17 protein-coding genes and 2 tRNA genes are annotated in these 21,939 nt (G+C 59.0%); 15 read left to right on the top strand and 4 right to left on the bottom strand.

The features are described from left to right. Nucleotides 1-65 precede the first annotated feature (65 nt). The 7 genes from hfq to ACZRJ6_RS19265 all read left to right on the top strand — a co-directional run bounded on the left by hfq (nt 66) and on the right by ACZRJ6_RS19265 (nt 8,686). Nucleotides 66-326: an RNA chaperone Hfq gene (hfq, locus tag ACZRJ6_RS19235; protein ID WP_133101422.1), complete on the top strand. Its 261-nt coding sequence runs from the start codon at nt 66-68 to the stop codon at nt 324-326. A gap of 12 nt (nt 327-338) precedes the next feature. Further along, nucleotides 339-1,640, top strand: a complete 1,302-nt coding sequence (hflX, locus tag ACZRJ6_RS19240; RefSeq protein ID WP_133101423.1) for a ribosome rescue GTPase HflX — start codon at nt 339-341, stop codon at nt 1,638-1,640. A 96-nt stretch (nt 1,641-1,736) separates the two neighbouring features. After that, on the top strand, nt 1,737-2,912 hold the full coding sequence (gene hflK / locus ACZRJ6_RS19245; protein ID WP_350614081.1) for an FtsH protease activity modulator HflK: 1,176 nt from the start codon (nt 1,737-1,739) through the stop codon (nt 2,910-2,912). Beyond that, a complete protein-coding gene (hflC, locus tag ACZRJ6_RS19250; protein WP_463969105.1) occupies nt 2,912-3,781 on the top strand; it encodes a protease modulator HflC in 870 nt (289 codons plus the stop codon). The genes hflK and hflC overlap by 1 nt, the downstream gene beginning before the upstream one ends. A gap of 299 nt (nt 3,782-4,080) precedes the next feature. Further along, a complete protein-coding gene (locus ACZRJ6_RS19255) occupies nt 4,081-5,268 on the top strand; it encodes an ATP phosphoribosyltransferase regulatory subunit (RefSeq protein WP_463969106.1) in 1,188 nt (395 codons plus the stop codon). 54 nt (nt 5,269-5,322) lie between these two features. Then, entirely contained in the window at nt 5,323-6,612 is a 1,290-nt protein-coding gene (locus ACZRJ6_RS19260; protein WP_463969107.1) for an adenylosuccinate synthase, read from the top strand. Between the two features lie 139 nt (nt 6,613-6,751). Next, nucleotides 6,752-8,686, top strand: a complete 1,935-nt coding sequence (locus ACZRJ6_RS19265) for a methyl-accepting chemotaxis protein (protein ID WP_463969108.1) — start codon at nt 6,752-6,754, stop codon at nt 8,684-8,686. A gap of 33 nt (nt 8,687-8,719) precedes the next feature. Here the strand turns inward: ACZRJ6_RS19265 and ACZRJ6_RS19270 are convergent, their stop codons facing one another. The 4 genes from ACZRJ6_RS19270 to ACZRJ6_RS19285 all read right to left on the bottom strand — a co-directional run bounded on the left by ACZRJ6_RS19270 (nt 8,720) and on the right by ACZRJ6_RS19285 (nt 11,871). Beyond that, complete coding sequence (locus tag ACZRJ6_RS19270) at nt 8,720-10,285, bottom strand: ABC transporter permease (protein ID WP_463969109.1); 1,566 nt, start codon at nt 10,283-10,285, stop codon at nt 8,720-8,722. Next, nucleotides 10,285-11,310 (bottom strand): extracellular solute-binding protein, encoded by a 1,026-nt coding sequence (locus ACZRJ6_RS19275; protein WP_463969110.1) that lies wholly within the window; start codon nt 11,308-11,310, stop codon nt 10,285-10,287. The genes ACZRJ6_RS19270 and ACZRJ6_RS19275 overlap by 1 nt, the downstream gene beginning before the upstream one ends. Before the next feature lie 204 nt (nt 11,311-11,514). After that, a tRNA-Leu gene (locus tag ACZRJ6_RS19280) sits at nt 11,515-11,601 on the bottom strand. 183 nt (nt 11,602-11,784) lie between these two features. After that, nucleotides 11,785-11,871, bottom strand: a tRNA-Leu gene (locus ACZRJ6_RS19285). A gap of 224 nt (nt 11,872-12,095) precedes the next feature. On the opposite strand from ACZRJ6_RS19285, the gene rnr reads away from it, so the two are divergent. From rnr to ACZRJ6_RS19325, 8 genes are all read left to right on the top strand, one after another. Then, a complete protein-coding gene (gene rnr, locus ACZRJ6_RS19290; RefSeq protein WP_463969111.1) occupies nt 12,096-14,726 on the top strand; it encodes a ribonuclease R in 2,631 nt (876 codons plus the stop codon). Next, nucleotides 14,723-15,481 (top strand): 23S rRNA (guanosine(2251)-2'-O)-methyltransferase RlmB, encoded by a 759-nt coding sequence (rlmB, locus tag ACZRJ6_RS19295; RefSeq protein WP_149411147.1) that lies wholly within the window; start codon nt 14,723-14,725, stop codon nt 15,479-15,481. The genes rnr and rlmB overlap by 4 nt, the downstream gene beginning before the upstream one ends. A 328-nt stretch (nt 15,482-15,809) precedes the next feature. After that, nucleotides 15,810-16,235 (top strand): 30S ribosomal protein S6, encoded by a 426-nt coding sequence (rpsF, locus tag ACZRJ6_RS19300; RefSeq protein WP_131428048.1) that lies wholly within the window; start codon nt 15,810-15,812, stop codon nt 16,233-16,235. A gap of 28 nt (nt 16,236-16,263) precedes the next feature. After that, nucleotides 16,264-16,494 carry a 30S ribosomal protein S18 gene (rpsR, locus tag ACZRJ6_RS19305; protein WP_003171373.1) on the top strand — a complete coding sequence of 77 codons (231 nt, stop codon included), beginning with the start codon at nt 16,264-16,266 and terminating at the stop codon, nt 16,492-16,494. A 36-nt stretch (nt 16,495-16,530) separates the two neighbouring features. Beyond that, nucleotides 16,531-17,424 carry a YybS family protein gene (locus tag ACZRJ6_RS19310; protein ID WP_133101433.1) on the top strand — a complete coding sequence of 298 codons (894 nt, stop codon included), beginning with the start codon at nt 16,531-16,533 and terminating at the stop codon, nt 17,422-17,424. A gap of 18 nt (nt 17,425-17,442) precedes the next feature. After that, complete coding sequence (rplI, locus tag ACZRJ6_RS19315) at nt 17,443-17,889, top strand: 50S ribosomal protein L9 (RefSeq protein WP_133101434.1); 447 nt, start codon at nt 17,443-17,445, stop codon at nt 17,887-17,889. Nucleotides 17,890-17,999: 110 nt separating this feature from the next. Next, nucleotides 18,000-19,394: a replicative DNA helicase gene (gene dnaB / locus ACZRJ6_RS19320; protein WP_463969112.1), complete on the top strand. Its 1,395-nt coding sequence runs from the start codon at nt 18,000-18,002 to the stop codon at nt 19,392-19,394. A gap of 131 nt (nt 19,395-19,525) precedes the next feature. Beyond that, entirely contained in the window at nt 19,526-21,829 is a 2,304-nt protein-coding gene (locus ACZRJ6_RS19325) for a YgiQ family radical SAM protein (protein WP_463969113.1), read from the top strand. Nucleotides 21,830-21,939 lie beyond the last annotated feature (110 nt).

Genomic DNA, 21,939 nt, shown 5'->3' on the forward strand with positions numbered 1-21,939 from the left:
GTGTGACGGCTACGAGCTATCTATTTTCCGATTTTTTATTATTGATCCTTAAAGGAGTGCGGCACATGTCAAAAGGGCATTCGCTACAAGACCCTTACTTGAATACTTTACGTAAAGAGAAAGTTGGGGTTTCTATCTATCTGGTCAACGGTATCAAGCTGCAAGGGACGATCGAGTCTTTTGACCAGTTCGTCATCCTGCTGAAAAATACCGTTAGCCAAATGGTTTACAAGCACGCTATCTCAACAGTAGTGCCGGTTCGTCCAATTCGTCTGCCTAGCGCAACCGAAACCGAACTGGGTGACGCTGAGCCAGGTAACGCCTGATAGGAGTCTCCTTTGTTCTTTGAGCGCCACGGTGGTGGTGAGCGGGCAATCCTCGTTCACTTAGATGGTCAGGACCCTGAGGCGCGCGAAGATCCGCAGGAGTTTCAGGAATTGGCAATTTCGGCTGGCGCTGAGACCGTCGCGTTTATTAACGTGCCGCGTCATCGGCCAACCGCCAAATACCTGATTGGCAGCGGCAAGGTCGAGGAATTGCGCGATCTGGTCAAAGCCGAACAGGTAGATCTGGTTATTTTCAATCACACCCTTACGCCCAGTCAGGAACGTAACCTCGAACGTGTTTTCGAGTGTCGCGTGATTGACCGCACGGGTCTGATTCTCGATATTTTCGCCCAACGCGCCCGTACCCATGAAGGCAAGCTCCAGGTCGAATTGGCCCAGCTTGAGCACATGAGTACCCGGCTGGTTCGCGGCTGGACTCACCTTGAACGCCAGAAAGGCGGTATTGGCCTGCGTGGCCCGGGTGAAACCCAGCTGGAGACCGACCGTCGTTTGCTGCGGGTTCGCCTGAAGCAGATCAAGGCTCGGCTTGAGAAGGTTCGCAGCCAGCGTGAGCAATCGCGTCGTGGCCGCAAGCGCGCCGATATCCCGACCGTTTCACTGGTGGGATACACCAACGCCGGCAAATCCACACTGTTCAATTCGGTGACGGAGTCCGACGTTTACGCCGCTGACCAGCTGTTCGCCACCCTCGACCCGACCCTGCGCCGTTTGGATATCGACGACCTGGGGCCGATCGTGCTGGCCGATACCGTAGGTTTCATTCGTCACTTGCCCCACAAGCTGGTCGAGGCGTTTCGAGCTACGCTCGAAGAGTCGAGCAACTCCGACCTGCTGTTGCATGTGATCGATGCTGCCGAACCTGACCGGATGTTGCAGATTGAACAGGTGATGCTGGTACTGGGCGAGATTGGGGCCCAGGACTTGCCGATCCTTGAGGTCTATAACAAACTCGATTTGCTTGAGGGCGTGGAGCCGCAAATCCAGCGTGACGAAGACGGCAGGCCCCAGCGGGTCTGGCTTTCGGCGCGGGATGGCTCCGGGTTGGACTTGCTCAAACAGGCGGTTGCCGAGTTGCTGGGCAACGATTTGTTTGTCGGCACCTTGCGCTTGCCTCAGCGTTTTGCTCGACTGCGTGCACAGTTTTTCGAAATGGGCGCGGTCCAGAAAGAAGAACACGACGAAGAAGGTGTCAGTCTGCTGGCGGTTCGATTGCCACGGGCCGAGCTGAATCGGTTGGTTAGCCGTGAAGGCATACCGCCGATGGACTTTATCGAGCAACACACTTTGCAATAAAAGCCTGAGAAAGCGGTTGTGCCGCTGTAGTAGGCATTCTGTAGCATTGGTCGGCGCGCCGTGGGTGCGTCTTTGCTTTATCAGATGGAGATCGCTATGGCTTGGAATGAGCCGGGTGGCAACTCGAATAATCAGGATCCTTGGGGTGGTAAACGCCGCAATAATGGCGACCGCAAGGGGCCACCAGATCTCGACGAGGCCTTCCGAAAGCTGCAGGAAAGCCTGAATGGGTTGTTCGGTGGTGGAAAAAAACGTGGTGGTGACGAAGGTGGTCGTGCCGGTAAAGGGGGTGCTTATGGCATGCTCGGTATCGGCCTCGTCGTGCTGGCCGCCGTCTGGCTGTACAGCGCGGTATACGTAGTGGATGAGCAGGAGCAGGCCGTCGTGCTGCGCTTCGGCAAATACTACGAGACCGTCGGCCCCGGCCTGAACATCTACTTCCCGCCGATCGACAAGAAGTACATGGAAAACGTCACGCGTGAGCGTGCGTATACCAAGCAGGGCCAGATGCTCACCGAAGACGAGAACATCCTCGAAGTGCCGCTGACCGTGCAGTACAAGATCAGCAACCTGCAGGATTTCGTTCTGAACGTCGATCAGCCGGAAATCAGTCTGCAACAAGCGACCGAAAGCGCCCTGCGCCATGTGGTGGGTTCCACCGCGATGGATCAGGTGCTGACCGAAGGTCGTGAGTTGATGGCCAGCGAGATCAAGGAGCGCCTGCAACGGTTCCTCGATACGTATCGCACCGGTATCACCGTCACCCAGGTCAACATACAGAGCGCAGCCGCACCGCGTGAAGTGCAGGAAGCCTTCGATGATGTGATCCGTGCCCGTGAAGACGAGCAGCGTTCGCGCAACCAGGCTGAAACCTACGCCAACGGCGTGGTGCCGGAAGCCCGTGGTCAGGCCCAGCGCATCCTTGAAGATGCCAACGGTTACCGCGACGAAGTGGTCTCTCGCGCCAAGGGTGAGGCGGATCGCTTCACCAAACTGGTGGCCGAGTACCGCAAGGCACCGGAAGTCACCCGCGAGCGTCTGTACCTGGACACCATGCAGGAAGTCTTCACCAACACCAGCAAGGTTCTCGTGACCGGCAACAAGGGCGGGCAGAACAATCTGCTTTACCTGCCGCTGGACAAGATGATCGAAGGTGGTCGTAGCGGTACCAGTGCTCCGGCAACCGGTTCGACTGCCGCTGCCAACGAAGCGAGCGCCCGTGCGGCCGCTGACTTGCAGCAACAGCAAACACGTACCAGGGAGAGTCGTTGATGAGCAATAAATCGCTGACCGCCCTGATTGTGGGCGTCGTCGTGGTCATCGCTGCCTGGAACTGCTTCTATATCGTGGCTCAGACCGAGCGTGCGGTGTTGCTGCAATTCGGTCGCGTGGTCCAGGCAGATGTCCAGCCAGGCCTGCATGTGAAAGTCCCCTACGTCAACCAGGTGCGCAAGTTTGATGCGCGCCTGATGACGCTGGATGCACCGACACAGCGCTTCCTGACCCTGGAAAAGAAAGCCGTGATGGTTGACGCCTACGCCAAGTGGCGCGTCAAGGATGCCGAGCGCTTCTACACTGCGACTTCCGGCCTCAAGCAGATTGCCGACGAGCGTTTGTCGCGCCGTCTGGAGTCGGGCCTGCGTGACCAGTTTGGTAAGCGCACCCTGCACGAGGTGGTATCCGGTGAGCGTGATGCGCTGATGGCGGATATCACGGCTTCGCTGAACAAGATGGCTGAAAAAGAGCTGGGCATTGAGGTTGTTGATGTCCGGGTCAAGGCCATTGATCTGCCGAAGGAAGTGAACCGCAGCGTGTTCGAGCGCATGAGCACTGAGCGTGAGCGTGAGGCTCGTGAGCACCGCGCCAAGGGTAACGAACTGGCTGAAGGTATCCGTGCGGATGCTGACCGTCAGCGTCGAGTGCTGTTGGCAGAAGCCTATCGCGAGTCTGAAGAGTCCCGTGGTGATGGCGATGCTCAAGCCGCGGCGATCTACGCCAAGGCTTATGGCCAGGACCAGGAGTTCTACGCGTTCTATCGCAGCCTGCGCGCCTACCGTGAAAGTTTCGCGAACAAAACCGACGTCATGGTTCTGGATCCGAGCAGCGACTTCTTCCGTTACCTGGAAAAGTCCAAGCCCTGATCCCACGTTGACTTGAAGGACACTCCGTCGGGCTAAAATGCTTGGCGGGGTGATCCTTTGGGAAAACGGGTGTATGATGCGGCAGCCGGGAAATTCCCGGCTTTTTTGCGTCTGCATGTTTGATTGTCGTTTGTTGTATCGACACGACAGGTTTTTCGAGGAAGGTGCCCGACGAGGCCGATTGCTGGCCGTTCGTCACGTTGTTCATGCGCGTGGTTTATGCAAATGGACCGGGCATTTTCTGCTTCACTCAAGGCTCGCCTGACGGCTTGCCGCCCGGATCATAGGGGAATGGCGTAATGGCAACGGTAGACCGCTGGCTGCTGCCAGATGGCATCGAAGAAGTACTGCCACCAGAAGCTGCGCGCATTGAAGTAGCGCGTCGCCAGGTGTTGGATCTGTTCCAGAGCTGGGGTTACGAGTTTGTCGTGACTCCCCATATCGAGTACCTGGAATCCCTGCTGACCGGCGCGGGCCAGGATCTGGATCTGCGCACCTTCAAGGTCATCGACCCGCAGTCGGGCCGGCAAATGGGCTTTCGCGCCGACATCACGCCGCAAGTAGCGCGCATCGATGCGCACACCCTGCGCCGCGAAGGGCCGAGCCGCCTCTGCTACGCTGGCAGCGTCCTGCATGCTCAGCCGCGTGCGTTGTCGTCTTCCCGTAGCCCGATCCAGCTGGGCGCCGAGTTGTACGGCGATGCCAGCCCGAGCAGCGACGTGGAAGTTATCAGCCTGATGCTGGCGATGCTGCAACTGGCCGATGTGCCGGATGTACACATGGACCTGGGTCATGTCGGTATCTACCGCGGACTGGCCCGTGCGGCTGGTTTGTCCGGTGAAGTGGAGCAACAGTTGTTCGATGCCCTGCAGCGCAAGGCTATCGATGAAGTCATCGCCCTGACCGAGGCTGTACCCGCTGATTTGGCTGGCATGCTGCGTGCGCTGGTGGACCTGTGTGGTGGCCCTGAAGTATTGGTTGCTGCCAAGGACCGTCTGGCGAACGCGCCGGCCCCTGTTTTGGCAGCCCTGGACGATGTGCTGGCGATTGCCGAGCGCCTGTCGGCGCGGTTCCCGCAGTTGCCGCTGTATTTTGACTTGGGTGAGTTGCGCGGTTACCACTACCACACCGGTGTAGTGTTCGCGGTGTTTGTTCCGGGTGTTGGCCAAGCCATCGCCCAGGGCGGTCGTTATGACGATATTGGCGCCGACTTCGGTCGTGCCCGTCCAGCGACCGGTTTTTCCACCGATTTGAAAACCCTGGTGACCCTGGGGCGTGCTGAGGTCGAGTTACCGTCTGGCGGTATCTGGATGCCCGACAGTACGGATGCAGCACTCTGGCAGCAGGTTTGCCAGTTGCGCAGTGAGGGTCAGCGTGTCGTCCAGGCATTGCCTGGGCAACCATTGGCCGCCGCCCGTGAAGTGGACTGCGACCGGCAATTGATTCTGCAGAACGGGCTTTGGCAAGTATCGCCACTGGCTTCTTGAGTTTTCCTGCCGGCCGCTGCCGGTACCAAGTTTGCGCGAATGAGGACAAGTGTTATGGGTAAGAATGTCGTAGTCCTGGGCACCCAATGGGGTGATGAGGGCAAAGGCAAGATCGTTGATCTGCTGACCGAACATGCTGCCGCCGTAGTGCGCTACCAAGGTGGCCACAACGCTGGTCACACCCTGGTCATCGATGGCGAAAAAACCGTCTTGCACCTGATTCCGTCGGGCGTATTGCGCGAAGGCGTGCAGTGCCTGATCGGCAACGGCGTGGTGGTTGCACCTGACGCCCTGCTGCGCGAGATCACCAAGCTGGAAGAGAAAGGCGTGCCAGTGCGCGAGCGCTTGCGTATCAGCCCTTCCTGTCCGCTGATCCTGTCCTTCCACGTTGCGCTGGATCAGGCCCGTGAAAAGGCCCGTGGCGAGTTGAAGATCGGTACTACCGGTCGCGGCATCGGCCCGGCGTACGAAGACAAGGTTGCACGTCGTGGCCTGCGTGTTGGCGACCTGCTCAACATGCCGCGCCTTGAAGACAAACTGCGTGAACTGGTGGATTACCACAACTTCATGCTGGTTGGTTACTACAAAGAGCCCGCCATCGAATTTGAACAGACCCTGGCTGAGTGCAAGGAATATGCTGAGCTGCTCAAGCCACTGATGCTGGATGTGACTGCCGAGCTGCACGACCTGCGTCGCGCTGGCAAAGACATCATGTTCGAAGGCGCCCAGGGTTCGTTGCTGGACATCGACCACGGCACCTACCCGTACGTAACCAGTTCCAACACCACCGCTGGCGGCGTTGCGACCGGTTCGGGCGTAGGCCCGATGTTCCTGGACTACATCCTGGGCATCACCAAGGCGTACACCACGCGTGTAGGTTCGGGTCCATTCCCGACTGAGCTATTCGACGAAGTCGGTGCGCACCTGGCTAAACAAGGTCACGAGTTCGGCGCGACTACCGGCCGTGCACGCCGTTGTGGCTGGTTTGACGCCGTTATCCTGCGTCGCGCTATTGATGTGAACAGCATCTCGGGCATTTGCCTGACCAAGCTAGACGTACTCGACGGCCTGGAAACCATCAACATCTGCATCGGCTACAAAGATGCGGAAGGTAAGGAAGTTGCCCCAACTGACGCTGACAGCTACGTGGGCCTGCAGCCTGTGTACGAAGAAGTGCCGGGCTGGACTGAGTCGACCGTGGGTGCCAAGACCCTGGAAGAGCTGCCAGCCAACGCCCGTGCTTACATCAAGCGCGTTGAAGAGCTGATCGGCGCGCCGATTGACATTATTTCGACGGGCCCGGACCGCAACGAGACCATCGTTCTGCGTCATCCGTTCGCTTAATAAGTTGTTGATGTAAAAAGCAAAGGGTCCCTTCGGGGACCCTTTGTCGTTTCTGTCTTGCGTACGGCACGACCCTTGCTGTGTTTCTTTCTTTCGCGGTGCTATCGAATTAATGGCACCCGTGATGGAGGGATTCCCGATGTCTGCCGTTCTCTCATTGTTACAAAGCCGTCTGTTGCGGCCGGTGTTCGTTACCCTTGGTATCGCTCTTTTGGTGCAAGTGCTGGTGGCCGTCGCTCTGACTCGGAGCACAGTCACTGCCCTGGAAGCCGATTTGGGTAATCGCTTGGGGGTGGATAGCCAAAAACTCTCCTTTGAGTTGGCGCAAGCCGGGAAAGAAGTCACCTCCAGTCTGGACAGTCTGTCTTCCAGCACTCGTCAGCGTCTAACGGCCGGACTTTCGACCCGTCTGCAGGAAGAGCAGAAGCAGCTGCGTGCGACCCTGGAAAAAGACCTGAAGGACTCCGCCAATGACATGGCGCAGTTGCTGGCCTCGGTGGCGCCCCGCGCCATGTGGGACAGCGATGTGCCAACGCTGTCGGAGTTTGCCCGGCGCGCCCAGCGCAATCCCAATGTGCTGTTCGTGGTCTATGACGACGCTACCGGTCAACACCTGACTCGCTATCTGAACCGGGAAAACCCGATCAACAAGGCGCTGCTGGAAAAGGGTCAGGGCGATCGTGCTCTGGATAAAGTACTGAATGCGGCGAAGAACGATCCGTCGGTTTATTACCTTGAGTCCTCCATCAGCCCCAACGGCGTGGAGATCGGTAAAGTCATCATGGGGGTTTCCACTGCATCGGTAGAAACCGACCTCGAGGCCCTGGATGCACGGTTTGCAGCGCTGATCGCCAGCAGTGATCAACTGGTGGGTGACAGCCTTAAGGGTGCGGCGGCGGATAGCGCGGCAGCCATGGGCGCGCGGTTGCAGTCGGCACAAGCGACCGCGAACCAAATGACCGCCAACACCACCGGCGCCGTGCAGGAGGCCGCTGGCACCTTGCGCTGGCGCATCGGTATGGGCCTGGCGGTGGTGGGGTTTGGCGTGCTGCTGTTGATTGCCGTCGTGCTTGGGCGTCGGGTGGTCAATCGCCTGAAGTTGCTGATCGCCGCTATGGACGATTTGGCGGCGGGCGAGGGCGATCTGACCAAACGTGTGCAAATCAGCAGTAAGGATGAGATCGGCGACATGGCCTCGGCCGTCAATCGCTTTGTCGATAAGTTGCAGCCTATCGTCCGTGAGGCGGGCGATGTGGCCCAGCGTACCGGCGTGGAAATCGGCGCGATGACCTTGCGTAATGCTGGCGCCGATGCCGCCGCGGGCTTGCAGCGCGATGAAGTGGCTGAAAGCCTGCGAGCGTTGTCGCAAATGGCTGATGAGGCCCAGGCGGAAAGCCATGCCATGCAGGCGGCTTTGCAGCAGGTGGTGGATATTCGCCAGGCTACCGACGAAAACTCCCGCACTTCGGCCGAGGTTGGCAGCCTGATTGAGGCGTTGGCGGGGCAGGTTGAAGCCGGCGCCAAGGTCATCGAACGCCTGGCACTGCAGAGCGAGCAGATTGAAGTGGTGTTGACGGTGATCCACGGGATTGCCGAGCAGACCAACCTGCTGGCGCTGAACGCGGCCATCGAGGCGGCGCGTGCCGGTGAGACCGGTCGTGGCTTTGCGGTGGTGGCGGATGAGGTGCGGGCCCTGGCCAGCAAGACGCAAAGCTCCACCGGTGATATTCAGGCTCATATCGTTGCGTTGCAGCAGGGCGCTCGTGAGGCCGTGGCAACCATCGGCAAGGCCGGGCGCCAGGCCAGCGAAGGTTTGCTGGTGCTGCGCGACAGCGTGCGCTTGCAGCAGTCGGTGCAGGCCTCGGTGGAGCAGGTGCATGCGGCGATTGGCCTGGCGACTCGGGCGGCGGAGCATCAGGCGCAAGGGGCTCATGCCGTGCGTGGGCGGGTTGAGATCATTCATGCCCAGGCCGAACGGGCGGCCCAGGCAGTGGTGGAGACCACCGCCAGCGGCAAGGTGCTGGATGGGTTGGCTGCGCAGTTGAAGGCGAGCCTGGGGCAGTTCAGGGCTTGAGGTGTTGTGGTGAGGGAGTGAAGCTCCCTCATTTCACCGGCTCAAATACATCCGTGTTGTAAGCAGGTAAACCGGCAACCCCGACACTAGAATCAACAGCGCCGCATAAGGCGCCGCCGCTGCGAACTCGACATTTGAGGTGTGCGCCCACACGGCCGTTGCCAGCGTATTCAGCCCGGTGGGGCTGAGCAGCAACGTCGCCGTCAATTCCTTCATGGCATCCAGAAAGACCAGCGCAAACGCCGCCCCCAGTGCCGGGAAGATAATCGGCAACGTCACCCGACAAAATGCACTGAACGACGACGCGCCCAGCGTGCGCGCGGCTTCTTCCAATTGCGGTGCGGCTTTGTTCAGCGCTGTGCGGATCGGCGCCTGGGCCAGCGGCAGAAACAGCAGTGCATAGGCAATCAGCAGTAGCGCCGAGGTCTGATACAGCGCCGGCACATAATGCAGGGCGAAATACACCAGCGTCAGCGCAATCACCAGGCCGGGCAGCGCATGCAGTAAATACGGCAAGCGTTCGGCCCACAGTGCCAACTGGCCCTTGTAGCGCACCACCAGCAAACCGACCGGTACCGCCAGTGCCAGGCACAGGGCAGCGCCGCCGAGGGACAACGCCAGGGAAGAGAGCAGGGCTTCGCTGATCGCGGCCACCGGAAAGGCCGCCGAAGAGCCAACGGCCAACCAGTAGCCGAGCATGCCCAAGGGAATGCCGCTGCCAATGATCGCCAGCAGCAGGCAATACAGTTGTCCCAGCGGCGCCCATTTGCCGAGTTGTACCTGTTCGGCATGTCGCGCGGCGCCTTGACCGGTGCGCACGTGTCGGCCTTTACCGCGTACCCGCAGTTCAAGCCACAGTAGCGTCAGGCACATTACCAATAACACCGCTGACAGCATCGCCGCGTTGGCGTTGCTGAACTCCAGCTCGAATTGCTGATAGATCGCAGTGGTAAAGGTTTGCAGGCCGATGATCGACAGGGCGCCGAATTCCACCAGCATATGCAGGGCGATCAACAATGCGCCGGCCAGCAGCGAGGGCCACAGCAGTGGCAAGGTGATGCGAAAGAAGACGCCCCAGCGATTGAGCCCCAGAGTGCGGGCTGATTCCTCTAGGGACGGATCAAGATTGCGCAAGGTCGCCGCCACGGGCAAAAACACCAGTGGGTACTTGGACAGGGTCATCACCAGGATTGCACCGCCCAATCCTTCAAAGTTGGCGCTCAGGGACACCCAGGTAAAACTGCTGACAAACGCCGGCACCGCAAACGGCAGGCACAGGATCACTCCCCATATCCGTCGCCCTGGCAGGTTGCTGCGCTCCAGCAGCCAAGCGAGGGACAGGCCGATCACTGCACAGGCCACCGTCACGCCCGCCATCAACGCCAGGGTATTGCGCAGCAGCCCGAATACATACGGTCGCCACAGCAAATGTACGGCCTCGGCCCAGCCGGCCTGCCAGGCCTTGAGGCCGACATAGACCAGTGGTAACAGGCTCAGGCCCACCAGCAGTAAAACCGGTAGCAGCAGCCAGATCGAAGGGCGTTTGCGTCTTGGCGTAAACGCCCCGCGCAAGGCGGGGGCGGGGAGCGATGGGTTCATCAGTTCAAGCCAACGTCACGTTCCAGTTCCAGGGCTTCTTCGGCGTTGCCCAGGTCGGCGGGGGTAACTTTCGGTGGTTGCAGCTCACTGAAAGGCTTGAGGCCACGATTGGACTCCATACCCTTGCGCAGGGGGTACTCGGCGGAGGTGTTGGTGATCACCCGCTGGCCTTCTTCGCTGACCATGAATGCCAGCAATTGCTGGGCTTCTTTCGGGTGTTTGCTGGATTTCAATGCGGCCGCGGCAGACACGGTGATCAGGCCGCCCGCATCGCCATTGGTGAAGTAGTACAGCTGTGAATCCAGATTGGTTTTTTCTTTCTTCAGGGCAAACCAGTAGTAGTTGTTCACCAGCACAGTGGCGACTTCACCATTTTCCACTGCTTTAAGGGCGACCATATTGTTGCTGTAGACCTTGCCGAACGCACGCAAGCCGGTCAGCCATTCCTCGGCGGCTTCGCGACCGTGCATCTTGATGATTGCTACGGCCTGTTCCTGGAAAGCGCCGCTGGTAGGCACAAAACCGACCTTGCCTTGCCATTGGGGCTCGGCAAATTCCAGCACCGACTTGGGCAGGTCTTTCTCGTCAATCAGTTTCGGGTTGAAAGCCACGACTCGGGTGCGCGCTGTCACGCCCATCCAGGCGCTGTTGCCGGCCACGTATTCCTTGGGCAGCACGTCAAGGGTGCTGGCGTCGATGGTGGCGAGCAAGCCTTGTTCGCCAAGTTTGTTCAGCGGCGGCGACTCTTCGGTGTAGATCACGTCGGCAGGGGAGCGGTCACCTTCTTCGACGACCTGGCTGGCCAACTGGTTGCTGCTGCCCTTGCGCACATTGACGTGGATGCCGGTCTTGGCTTCGAAGGCCTTGGCGAGTTCATCACCTACCTCCTTGTGTTGGCCGTTGTACAAGGTCAGTGCGACCTTGTCGGCGGAATAAGCGGCGGGTGACAGCAGGGTCAGGCCGAGCAGAGTGATGGTCAAGCCACGCAGAAGGGATGTCTTGAGACGGGTATCGCGGATCATCATTCGCAGGGTTCCTCACTTGAATTGCAACAAATCGTGAGAATGATAAACGATCGTAGGAGCGGATGTGGGGGCTGTCGAGTGAAACGAGGCTGCGATCTTTCAGGCGCGCCGCAAAACCAGCATGAATTGCGGTAGGCCAAAAACGCAAAAACCCGCTTTCGCGGGTTTTTGTGAGACTTAAGGTTAAAACCTCAAGCTTTGAATTGGTGCCCAGAAGAAGACTCGAACTTCCACGACCTTGCGGTCACCAGCACCTGAAGCTGGCGTGTCTACCAATTTCACCATCTGGGCAGCATCAGCAACGTCGCCGCTGTTGATGGAGCGAACTATACGGAGCGGTTTTTGATCTGTAAACCCCTGATTTGATTTTATAAATCAAGTTTGTCGTTAAAAATCAAAGGTCTGTAACGCAAAAACCCGCTTTCGCGGGTTTTTGTGAGAGTCTTGTGATCGTTTGGATCTCAAGCTCGAAATTGGTGCCCAGAAGAAGACTCGAACTTCCACGACCTTGCGGTCACCAGCACCTGAAGCTGGCGTGTCTACCAATTTCACCATCTGGGCAGTATCGGCAACGTTGCCGTCGTCGATGGCGCGCACTATACGGACCACCTTTTGAACTGTAAACCCCTGTCATCAAAAAAGCCTGGAAAATTTCCCGGGCGGTCGCGCAAGGTGCGTTCCAGGGGCTACAAAGTGTTTTTACGGGCTTGTTGATGCCTGAAATTTCCCGTTTCAATACGCGTATGCCAAACTAACCCGCATATAGACAAGGTGAAAACTCTCTAATGGCCGATTGGCAGTCCCTCGATCCCGAGGCCGCTCGTGAAGCGGAAAAATATGAAAACCCTATTCCTAGCCGCGAACTGATTCTGGCGCATCTCGCCGATCGGGGTTCGCCTGCTAGCCGCGAGCAGTTGGTTGAAGAATTCGGTCTGACCACCGAAGACCAGCTCGAAGCCCTGCGCCGCCGCTTGCGCGCCATGGAGCGCGATGCTCAGTTGATCTACACCCGCCGTGGCACGTACGCGCCCGTGGACAAGCTCGACCTGATCCTTGGTCGCATTGCCGGCCACCGTGACGGTTTCGGTTTCCTGATCCCGGACGACGGCAGCGACGACCTGTTCATGAGCCCAGCGCAAATGCGCCTGGTGTTCGATGGCGATCGTGCACTGGCACGCGTGTCGGGTCTGGATCGTCGCGGTCGTCGCGAAGGCGTGATCGTCGAGGTGGTATCGCGCGCCCACGAGTCTATCGTCGGCCGGTACTTCGAAGAGGGTGGCATCGGCTTCGTGATTCCGGATAACCCGAAGATCCAGCAGGAAGTGCTGGTCACGCCGGGCCGTAACGGTGCCGCGAAGGTCGGTCAGTTCGTCGAGGTGAAAATCACCCATTGGCCAACTCCACGCTTCCAGCCTCAGGGCGATATCGTTGAAGTGGTCGGCAACTACATGGCGCCGGGCATGGAAATCGATGTTGCGTTGCGCACCTACGATATTCCTCACGTCTGGCCTGAAGCTGTGCTCAAAGAGGCTGCCAAGCTCAAGCCGGTAGTCGAAGAAAAAGACAAAGAGAAACGCATCGACCTGCGCCATCTGCCGTTCGTCACCATTGACGGCGAAGATGCTCGAGACTTCGACGATGCGGTCTATTGCGAAGCCAAGCCTGGCAAGCTGCGCCTGTTCTCCGGCGGCTGGAAGTTGTTCGTCGCCATTGCCGACGTGTCCAGCTACGTGAAGATCGGTTCGGCCCTGGACAATGAAGCCCAGGTGCGCGGCAACTCGGTGTATTTCCCCGAGCGCGTAATTCCGATGCTGCCTGAGCAGTTGTCCAACGGCTTGTGCTCGCTGAACCCGAAAGTCGACCGCTTGGCCATGGTCTGCGAGATGACTATCTCGAAAACCGGCGAAATGACCGACTATCAGTTTTACGAGGCGGTGATCCACTCCCAGGCGCGCCTGACCTACAACAAGGTCAGCACCATCCTGGAGCAGCCGAAAACCAGCGAAGCCAAGACTCTGCGTGATGAGTACGGCCATGTCGTGCCGCACCTCAAGCAGCTTTATGCGCTGTACAAGGTATTGCTGGGCGCACGTCATATACGTGGCGCGATCGATTTTGAAACCCAGGAAACTCGGATCATCTTCGGTTCCGAGCGCAAGATCGCCGAAATCACTCCGACTACCCGTAACGACGCGCACAAGCTGATCGAGGAATGCATGCTGGCGGCCAACGTGGCCACCGCCGAATTCCTGAAGAAGCACGAGATTCCTGCGCTGTATCGGGTCCACGATGGTCCACCGCCGGAGCGTCTGGAAAAACTGCGCGCCTTCCTCGGTGAGCTTGGCCTGTCCCTGCACAAAGGCAAGGACGGCCCGTCGCCGAAGGATTACCAGGCCTTGTTGGCGAGCATCAAGGACCGTCCGGATTTCCATCTGATCCAGACCGTCATGCTGCGTTCCTTGAGCCAGGCGGTGTACAGCGCTGATAACCAGGGTCACTTTGGCCTGAATTACGAGGCGTACACCCACTTCACCTCGCCGATTCGCCGTTATCCGGACTTGCTCACGCACCGGGCGATCCGTAGCGTGATCCATTCCAAGCAGAACACCCCGCACGTCCAGCGCGCCGGTGCCATGACCATTCCGAAGGCGCGGATCTATCCGTACGACGAAGCGGCCCTGGAACAGTTGGGCGAACAGTGCTCCATGAGCGAGCGTCGCGCCGACGAAGCCACCCGTGACGTGGTGAATTGGCTCAAGTGCGAGTTTATGAAAGACCGCGTTGGCGAGTCGTTCCCTGGTGTGATCACTGCGGTGACCGGTTTTGGCTTGTTCGTCGAGCTGACTGACATCTACGTCGAAGGCCTGGTGCACGTCACCGCCTTGCCGGGTGACTACTACCACTTCGACCCTGTGCATCACCGCCTGGCGGGCGAGCGCACCGGTCGCAGCTTTCGCTTGGGCGACACCGTGGAAGTGCGGGTCATGCGCGTCGACCTCGACGAACGCAAGATCGACTTCGAAATGGCGGAAAAAACCATTGCCGCACCGATTGGCCGCAAGAAACGTGGTGCTGAAACCACGGCTCCTGCTGGCAAGGGTGCCCCAGCGAAAGCCGCTGTCGAGTCTGCACCGGCCAAGGCTGCAGGTCGTCGCACGTCGACCAAGGAAAAAACCCCCGAGGTTTACCGTCCAGGCGATGCTGCGGCGAAAAACGCCGAGCTGCGCAAGAGCCGTGAGTTGAAGCAGGCATTGCTCAACGAAGCGAAAAGCGGTGGTAAAGCGGCGTCTGCGGGAAAGTCCCAGGGGGCGGAAAAGCCGTCGAGCAAGCCGAGTAAACACCGTAAAGGCCCGCCAAAAGCGGGTTCGGCTCCCGCGAAAAGCGGCGGGTCGCGCAAACCTAAGGCCAAGTCATGAGTCTGGAAAAAATCTACGGCGTACACGCCGTAGAAGCGTTGCTGCGTCACCACCCAAAACGCGTCAAGCAGGTTTGGCTGGCGGAAGGTCGCAATGATCCGCGGGTACAAACGCTGATCGAACTGGCTAACGAAAATCGCGTGGCCGTGGGCCAGGCCGAGCGTCGCGAAATGGACGTCTGGGTTGAAGGCGTGCATCAGGGTGTGGTGGCGGACGTGAGTCCGAGCCAGGTCTGGGGCGAGGCGATGCTCGATGAGTTGCTCGATCGCACTGAAGGCGCGCCACTGTTGCTGGTGCTCGACGGCGTGACCGATCCCCACAACCTCGGCGCTTGCCTGCGTTCGGCGGATGCTGCCGGCGCGCTGGCGGTGATCGTTCCCAAGGACAAGTCGGCCACCTTGACGCCTACCGTGCGCAAAGTGGCCTGTGGTGCGGCGGAAGTGATTCCGCTGGTGGCGGTGACCAACCTGGCGCGCACCCTGGAGAAGCTCCAGCAGCGCGGCTTGTGGGTTGTCGGTACGGCGGGGGAGGCCGAGGTCAGCATTTATGACCAAGACCTCACCGGTCCTACCATCCTGATCATGGGTGCCGAGGGTAAGGGCATGCGTCGCCTGACCCGCGAGCATTGTGATTACCTGGTGAACCTGCCGATGGCGGGTAGCGTCAGCAGTCTCAACGTGTCGGTAGCGACGGGCGTGTGCCTGTTCGAAGCGCTGCGTCAGCGCGGCGCCAAGGCCAAAGCCAAGAAGTCCTGATTCGCGCACTATCTACTGTAGGAGCGAGCTTGCTCGCGAAGGTCGTCAACGATAACGCGGGGAGTCTGATGCCCCGCAGCGATCTTGAGTTCTTCGCGAGCAAGCTCGCTTCTGCAGTGTTAGGGCCAGGCCCGCATTTTTCGCAGTGTCTGTGATTGTTCAAATAATCACCAATTGCCTTGCGCCCTTTCTTTCCCTTCTCTACAATTGCGCCCCTTGCCTACCTGGCAGGCACGCATGTGCCTCCCCTGCGGCGAGATCCATAAGTGTCATTCACTCCTTGTCTGACCGTTTTTTAGCGGCAGGCTACAACCCGTAAGGAGCATTCATGCGTCATTACGAAATCATCTTTTTGGTCCACCCGGATCAAAGCGAGCAAGTCGGCGGCATGGTTGAGCGTTACACCAAGCTGATCGAAGAAGACGGCGGCAAAATCCACCGTCTGGAAGATTGGGGCCGTCGTCAACTGGCCTATGCAATCAACAATGTTCACAAGGCTCACTACGTGATGCTGAACGTTGAGTGCACCGGCAAGGCTCTGTCCGAGCTGGAAGACAACTTCCGCTACAACGATGCAGTGATCCGTAACCTGGTCATCCGTCGCGAAGAAGCCGTTATCGGCCAATCCGAGATGCTCAAGGCTGAAGAAAACCGCAGTGAGCGCCGTGAGCGTCGCGACCGTCCTGAGCACTCCGACAGCGCCGATGGCGTTGATGGTGATGACAGCGACGCCAGCGATAACGCTGACGAGTAATCCACGGACCTTTTAAGGAGCCAATTACATGGCACGTTTCTTCCGTCGTCGTAAGTTCTGCCGCTTCACCGCTGAAGAAGTGAAGGAGATCGATTACAAAGATCTCAACACTCTGAAAGCCTACGTATCCGAGACCGGCAAAATTGTTCCAAGCCGCATCACCGGTACCAAAGCTCGTTATCAGCGTCAGCTGGCCACCGCTATCAAGCGCGCCCGCTTCCTGGCCCTGCTGGCCTACACCGACAGCCACGGCCGCTGAGACCGGGCAGTCGACAAGTAGTAAGGGATTGAATGCATGCGCGCCTTAGCTGAGTTCATCATGCGCGGTCGTGTGCAGGCCACTCTAGTAGTGGCTGGATGTGCAGCATTGCCGTTGTTGTATTGGTTGGGTGCTGCCGCTGGATGCCTTGTGCTCCTGCGGCGCGGTTTGAAGGACGCCTTGGGTGTTGTTGCCCTGGGACTGCTGCCAGCCTTGGTCTGGTGGCTGCAATTCGATGATCCACGGGTACTTCTGGTGCTGCTGGGGTCATCGGGACTTGCGTTGGTTTTACGCGCAAGTGAGTCCTGGAGTCGTACGCTGCTGGTCAGCGTGGCATTGGGGTTGGTGTATTCGGTATCGTTAGGCGCGGCTTTCCACCCGCAAATCGAGGCGCTGGCGCAGGAAATCGTCAAGATCCTGCCCTTGGCCCTCGGGGAGCTCTACCAGCAGTTATCGGTAGAGGAGCGAGCGCGCTTTGCTTCACTGGTTGCACCGGTTCTTACCGGCCTGATTGCGGCATTGTTGCAGGTCGTCAGTGTGCTGAGCCTGATTCTTGGGCGCTACTGGCAGGCGTTATTGTACAACCCGGGTGGTTTTGGTCGCGAGTTTCGCAGTATCAGAATCCCAGCAGGACCGGCGATGTTGCTGCTGGCGTGCATGCTTGTCGGACCGAACTTCGGTCCGCAAATGGCCATGTTAACGCCGTTGTGCAGCGTACCGTTGGTGTTCGCCGGGCTGGCCTTGATTCACGGGCTGGTGGCGCAAAAGCGACTGGCCAGGTTCTGGCTGGTGGGGTTGTACGTGACGCTGTTGCTGTTCATGCAGCTGATCTATCCGTTACTCGTGGTTTTGGCCATTGTCGACGGCCTGATTGATTTTCGCGGTCGTCTGGCGCCGAAAGACGCCGACAACGCGAACGGTGAAGGTTAAAAGTTAGAGGATTTTCACATGCAACTGATCCTTCTGGAAAAAGTCGCCAACCTGGGCAACCTGGGCGACAAAGTGAACGTTAAGGCCGGTTACGGTCGTAACTATCTGCTGCCATACGGCAAAGCCACCGCTGCAACCGCTGCCAACCTGGCTGCGTTTGAAGAGCGTCGTGCAGAGCTTGAAAAAGCAGCAGCAGACAAAAAAGCTTCGGCCGAAACTCGCGCTGCCCAACTGGCTGAGCTGGAAGTGACTATCACTGCCACCGCCGGTGACGAAGGCAAGCTGTTCGGTTCGATCGGCACCCACGACATCGCTGACGCACTGACCGCCTCCGGCGTTGAAGTGTCGAAAAGCGAAATTCGTCTGCCGAACGGCACCATCCGCAACGTTGGCGAATTCGATGTAGCCGTGCACCTGCACGCTGAAGTCGAAGCAACCGTACGCGTTGTTGTGGTAGCAGCTTAAGCAGCACCTAACTGACTGGCACCTCGCGTGCCAGACGGTTAACATCGGGCACGATCCTGTTCACAGGTCGTGCCTTTTGTTTTTCTACAGCCCCCTAATTTCAAGTGGCCATGAACGATATCTCCGCTCCTGAGCAATACGATCTGCAAACTGCTGCCCTGAAGGTGCCGCCGCATTCCATCGAGGCCGAACAGGCCGTGCTCGGTGGTCTGATGCTGGACAACAACGCCTGGGAACGCGTGCTTGATCAAGTCTCGGACGGTGATTTCTATCGACATGACCACCGCCTGATTTTCCGCGCCATCGCCAAACTGGCTGATCTGAATTCCCCCATCGACGTCGTGACCCTTGCCGAGCAATTGGACAAGGAAGGTCAGACCTCGCAAGTGGGCGGTCTTGGATACCTGGGCGAGTTGGCGAAGAACACCCCGTCCGTCGCCAACATCAAGGCCTATGCGCAAATCGTGCGTGCGCGGGCGACGCTGCGGCAATTGATCGGCATCGCTGCCGAGATCGCTGACAGCGCCTTCAACCCCGAAGGGCGTACGGCCGAAGAGATTCTCGACGAAGCAGAGCGGCAGATCTTCCAGATCGCCGAAGCACGGCCGAAAACCGGCGGCCCGGTGAGCGTCAACGACTTGTTGACCAAGGCCATCGACCGCATCGATACCCTGTTCAATACCGATAACGCCATCACCGGCTTGTCTACGGGTTATACCGACCTCGATGGCATGACCAGTGGCTTGCAGCCGTCCGACCTGATCATTGTCGCCGGCCGTCCGTCCATGGGTAAGACCACCTTCGCCATGAACCTGGTGGAGAACGCCGTACTGCGTAGCGAAAAGTGCGTCCTGGTCTACTCCCTGGAGATGCCAGGTGAATCGCTGATCATGCGGATGCTCTCGTCCCTGGGCCGCATCGACCAGACCAAGGTCCGCGCCGGCCGCCTGGAAGATGACGACTGGCCGCGCCTGACCTCGGCGGTCAACCTGCTCAACGACCGCAAGCTGTTCATTGATGACACTGCGGGTATCAGCCCCTCGGAAATGCGTGCGCGGACCCGCCGTCTGGTGCGTGAGCACGGCGAGGTTGGCCTGATCATGATCGACTACCTGCAACTGATGCAGATCCCCGGTTCCAGCGGCGACAATCGGACCAACGAGATTTCCGAGATTTCCCGTTCGTTGAAGTCCTTGGCCAAGGAGTTCAACTGCCCGGTGGTTGCCCTGTCCCAGCTCAACCGCTCCCTGGAACAACGCCCGAACAAGCGCCCGATCAACTCCGACTTGCGCGAATCCGGAGCGATCGAGCAGGATGCTGACGTAATCATGTTCGTTTACCGGGACGAGGTTTATCACCCGGAGACCGAGCACAAGGGCATCGCCGAAATCATCATCGGTAAACAGCGGAACGGTCCAATCGGCACCACACGCTTGGCGTTTATCGGTAAATACACCCGTTTTGAAAACCTCGCGCCGGGCAGTTATAACTTCGACGACGAATAATTCGTCGCTGGCCAGCAAGCGTTTACGGGCTAAGAGCAGGCTGATAATTTCCGAGCGTTACAGTCGGAATTGGTCAAATTTTGTGCTATATTTCGCGCCCGCGATTTTTCATCTCAACACCGGTCATCGTCATGCAAACAGCCAAGCCATTATTTGACTATCCCAAGTACTGGGCCGAATGTTTCGGTCCTGCGCCATTCCTGCCGATGAGCAGGGAGGAGATGGATCAGCTTGGCTGGGATTCGTGCGACATCATCATCGTCACTGGTGATGCCTACGTTGACCACCCGTCGTTCGGGATGGCAATCATCGGCCGGCTGCTGGAGTCCCAGGGCTTTCGCGTCGGGATCATTGCCCAGCCCAACTGGCAGTCTAAAGACGACTTCATGAAGCTCGGCGAGCCGAACCTGTTCTTCGGCGTCGCGGCTGGCAACATGGACTCGATGATCAACCGCTACACCGCCGACAAGAAAATCCGTTCCGACGACGCCTATACCCCTGGTGGGATGGCCGGTAAACGTCCGGACCGCGCGAGCCTGGTCTACAGCCAGCGCTGCAAGGAAGCCTACAAGAATGTGCCGATCGTGCTCGGTGGCATCGAGGCTTCCCTGCGCCGCATCGCCCACTACGACTACTGGCAGGACCGCGTACGCAACTCGATCCTGATCGACGCCTGCGCCGACATCCTGCTGTACGGCAACGCCGAGCGGGCCATTGTCGAAGTCGCCCAGCGCCTGTCCTACGGCCACAAGATCGAAGACATCACGGACGTGCGCGGCACCGCGTTCATTCGTCGTGACACGCCAAAAGACTGGTACGAAGTCGATTCCACGCGCATCGACCGTCCGGGCAAGATCGACAAGATCATCAACCCGTACGTCAACACTCAGGACACCCAGGCCTGCGCCATCGAGCAGGAAAAGGGCCCGTCTGAAGACCCGCAGGAAGCCAAGGTCGTACAGATCCTGGCCAGCCCGCGCATGACCCGCGACAAGACCGTGATCCGTCTGCCATCGGTAGAAAAAGTCCGTGGTGACTCGGTGCTGTATGCCCACGCCAACCGCGTACTTCACCTGGAAACCAACCCTGGCAACGCCCGCGCCCTGGTGCAGAAACACGGTGAAGTGGACGTGTGGTTCAATCCGCCGCCCATTCCCATGACCACCGAAGAAATGGACTACGTGTTTGGCATGCCTTACGCACGGGTTCCGCACCCGGTATATGGCAAGGAAAAAATCCCGGCCTACGACATGATCCGCTTCTCGGTGAATATCATGCGTGGCTGCTTCGGCGGTTGCACCTTCTGCTCGATCACCGAGCACGAAGGCCGGATCATCCAGAACCGTTCCGAAGAGTCGATCATTCGCGAAATCGAAGAGATCCGCGACAAGGTTCCAGGCTTCACCGGCGTCATTTCCGACCTCGGCGGGCCGACCGCGAACATGTACCGCATTGCCTGCAAGAGCCCGGAAATCGAATCCGCGTGCCGCAAGCCATCCTGCGTGTTCCCTGGCATCTGCCCGAACCTGAACACTGACCACTCGGCGCTGATCCAGCTGTACCGCAGCGCCCGTGCGTTGCCGGGTGTGAAGAAGATCCTGATCGCCTCTGGCCTGCGTTACGACCTCGCGGTCGAGTCGCCGGAATACGTCAAGGAACTGGTGACCCACCACGTCGGTGGTTACCTGAAGATCGCCCCGGAACACACCGAGGAAGGTCCGCTCAACCAGATGATGAAACCGGGCATCGGCAGCTATGACAAGTTCAAGCGCATGTTCGAGAAGTACACCAAGGAAGCGGGCAAGGAGCAGTACCTGATCCCGTACTTCATCGCCGCCCACCCCGGCACCACCGATGAAGACATGATGAACCTGGCCCTGTGGCTCAAGGGCAATGGCTTCCGTGCCGACCAGGTGCAAGCGTTCTACCCCTCGCCAATGGCCACCGCCACGGCGATGTACCACTCGGGCAAGAACCCGTTGCGCAAGGTCACCTATAAGAGTGACTCGGTGACCATCGTCAAGAGCGAAGAACAGCGCCGCCTGCACAAGGCCTTCCTGCGCTACCACGACCCAAAAGGCTGGCCGATGCTGCGTGAAGCACTGACCCGCATGGGCCGCGCCGAGCTGATCGGGTCGGGCAAGGATCAACTGATCCCGCTACACCAGCCTGCCACCGACAGCTACCAGAGCGCCCGTCGCAAAAACTCGACGCCGGCTGGCAGCCATAAGGTTGCCAAGGAAACTACCACCAAGATCCTCACCCAGCACACCGGCTTGCCGCCGCGTGCCAGTGATGGTGCTAACCCGTGGGACAAGCGTGAACAGGCCAAGGCTGCGGCGTTTGCCCGTAACAAACAGGCCGCCAAAGAGCGAACCGATGCGGCCAAGGGCAAAGGCAAGAAGCCTGTCCGCAAGCCGGTCGTGCCGCGTTGATCGCAGCCTGAACATGCAAAACGCCAGCCTCGTGCTGGCGTTTTGCTTTCTAGGCGGTGGGTGGACCGTTTGTTAAGGTGGCGCCGTCAAACAGCCCTTTGTAGGAGCGA

It is taken from the genome of Pseudomonas sp. C321, assembly GCF_055407105.1.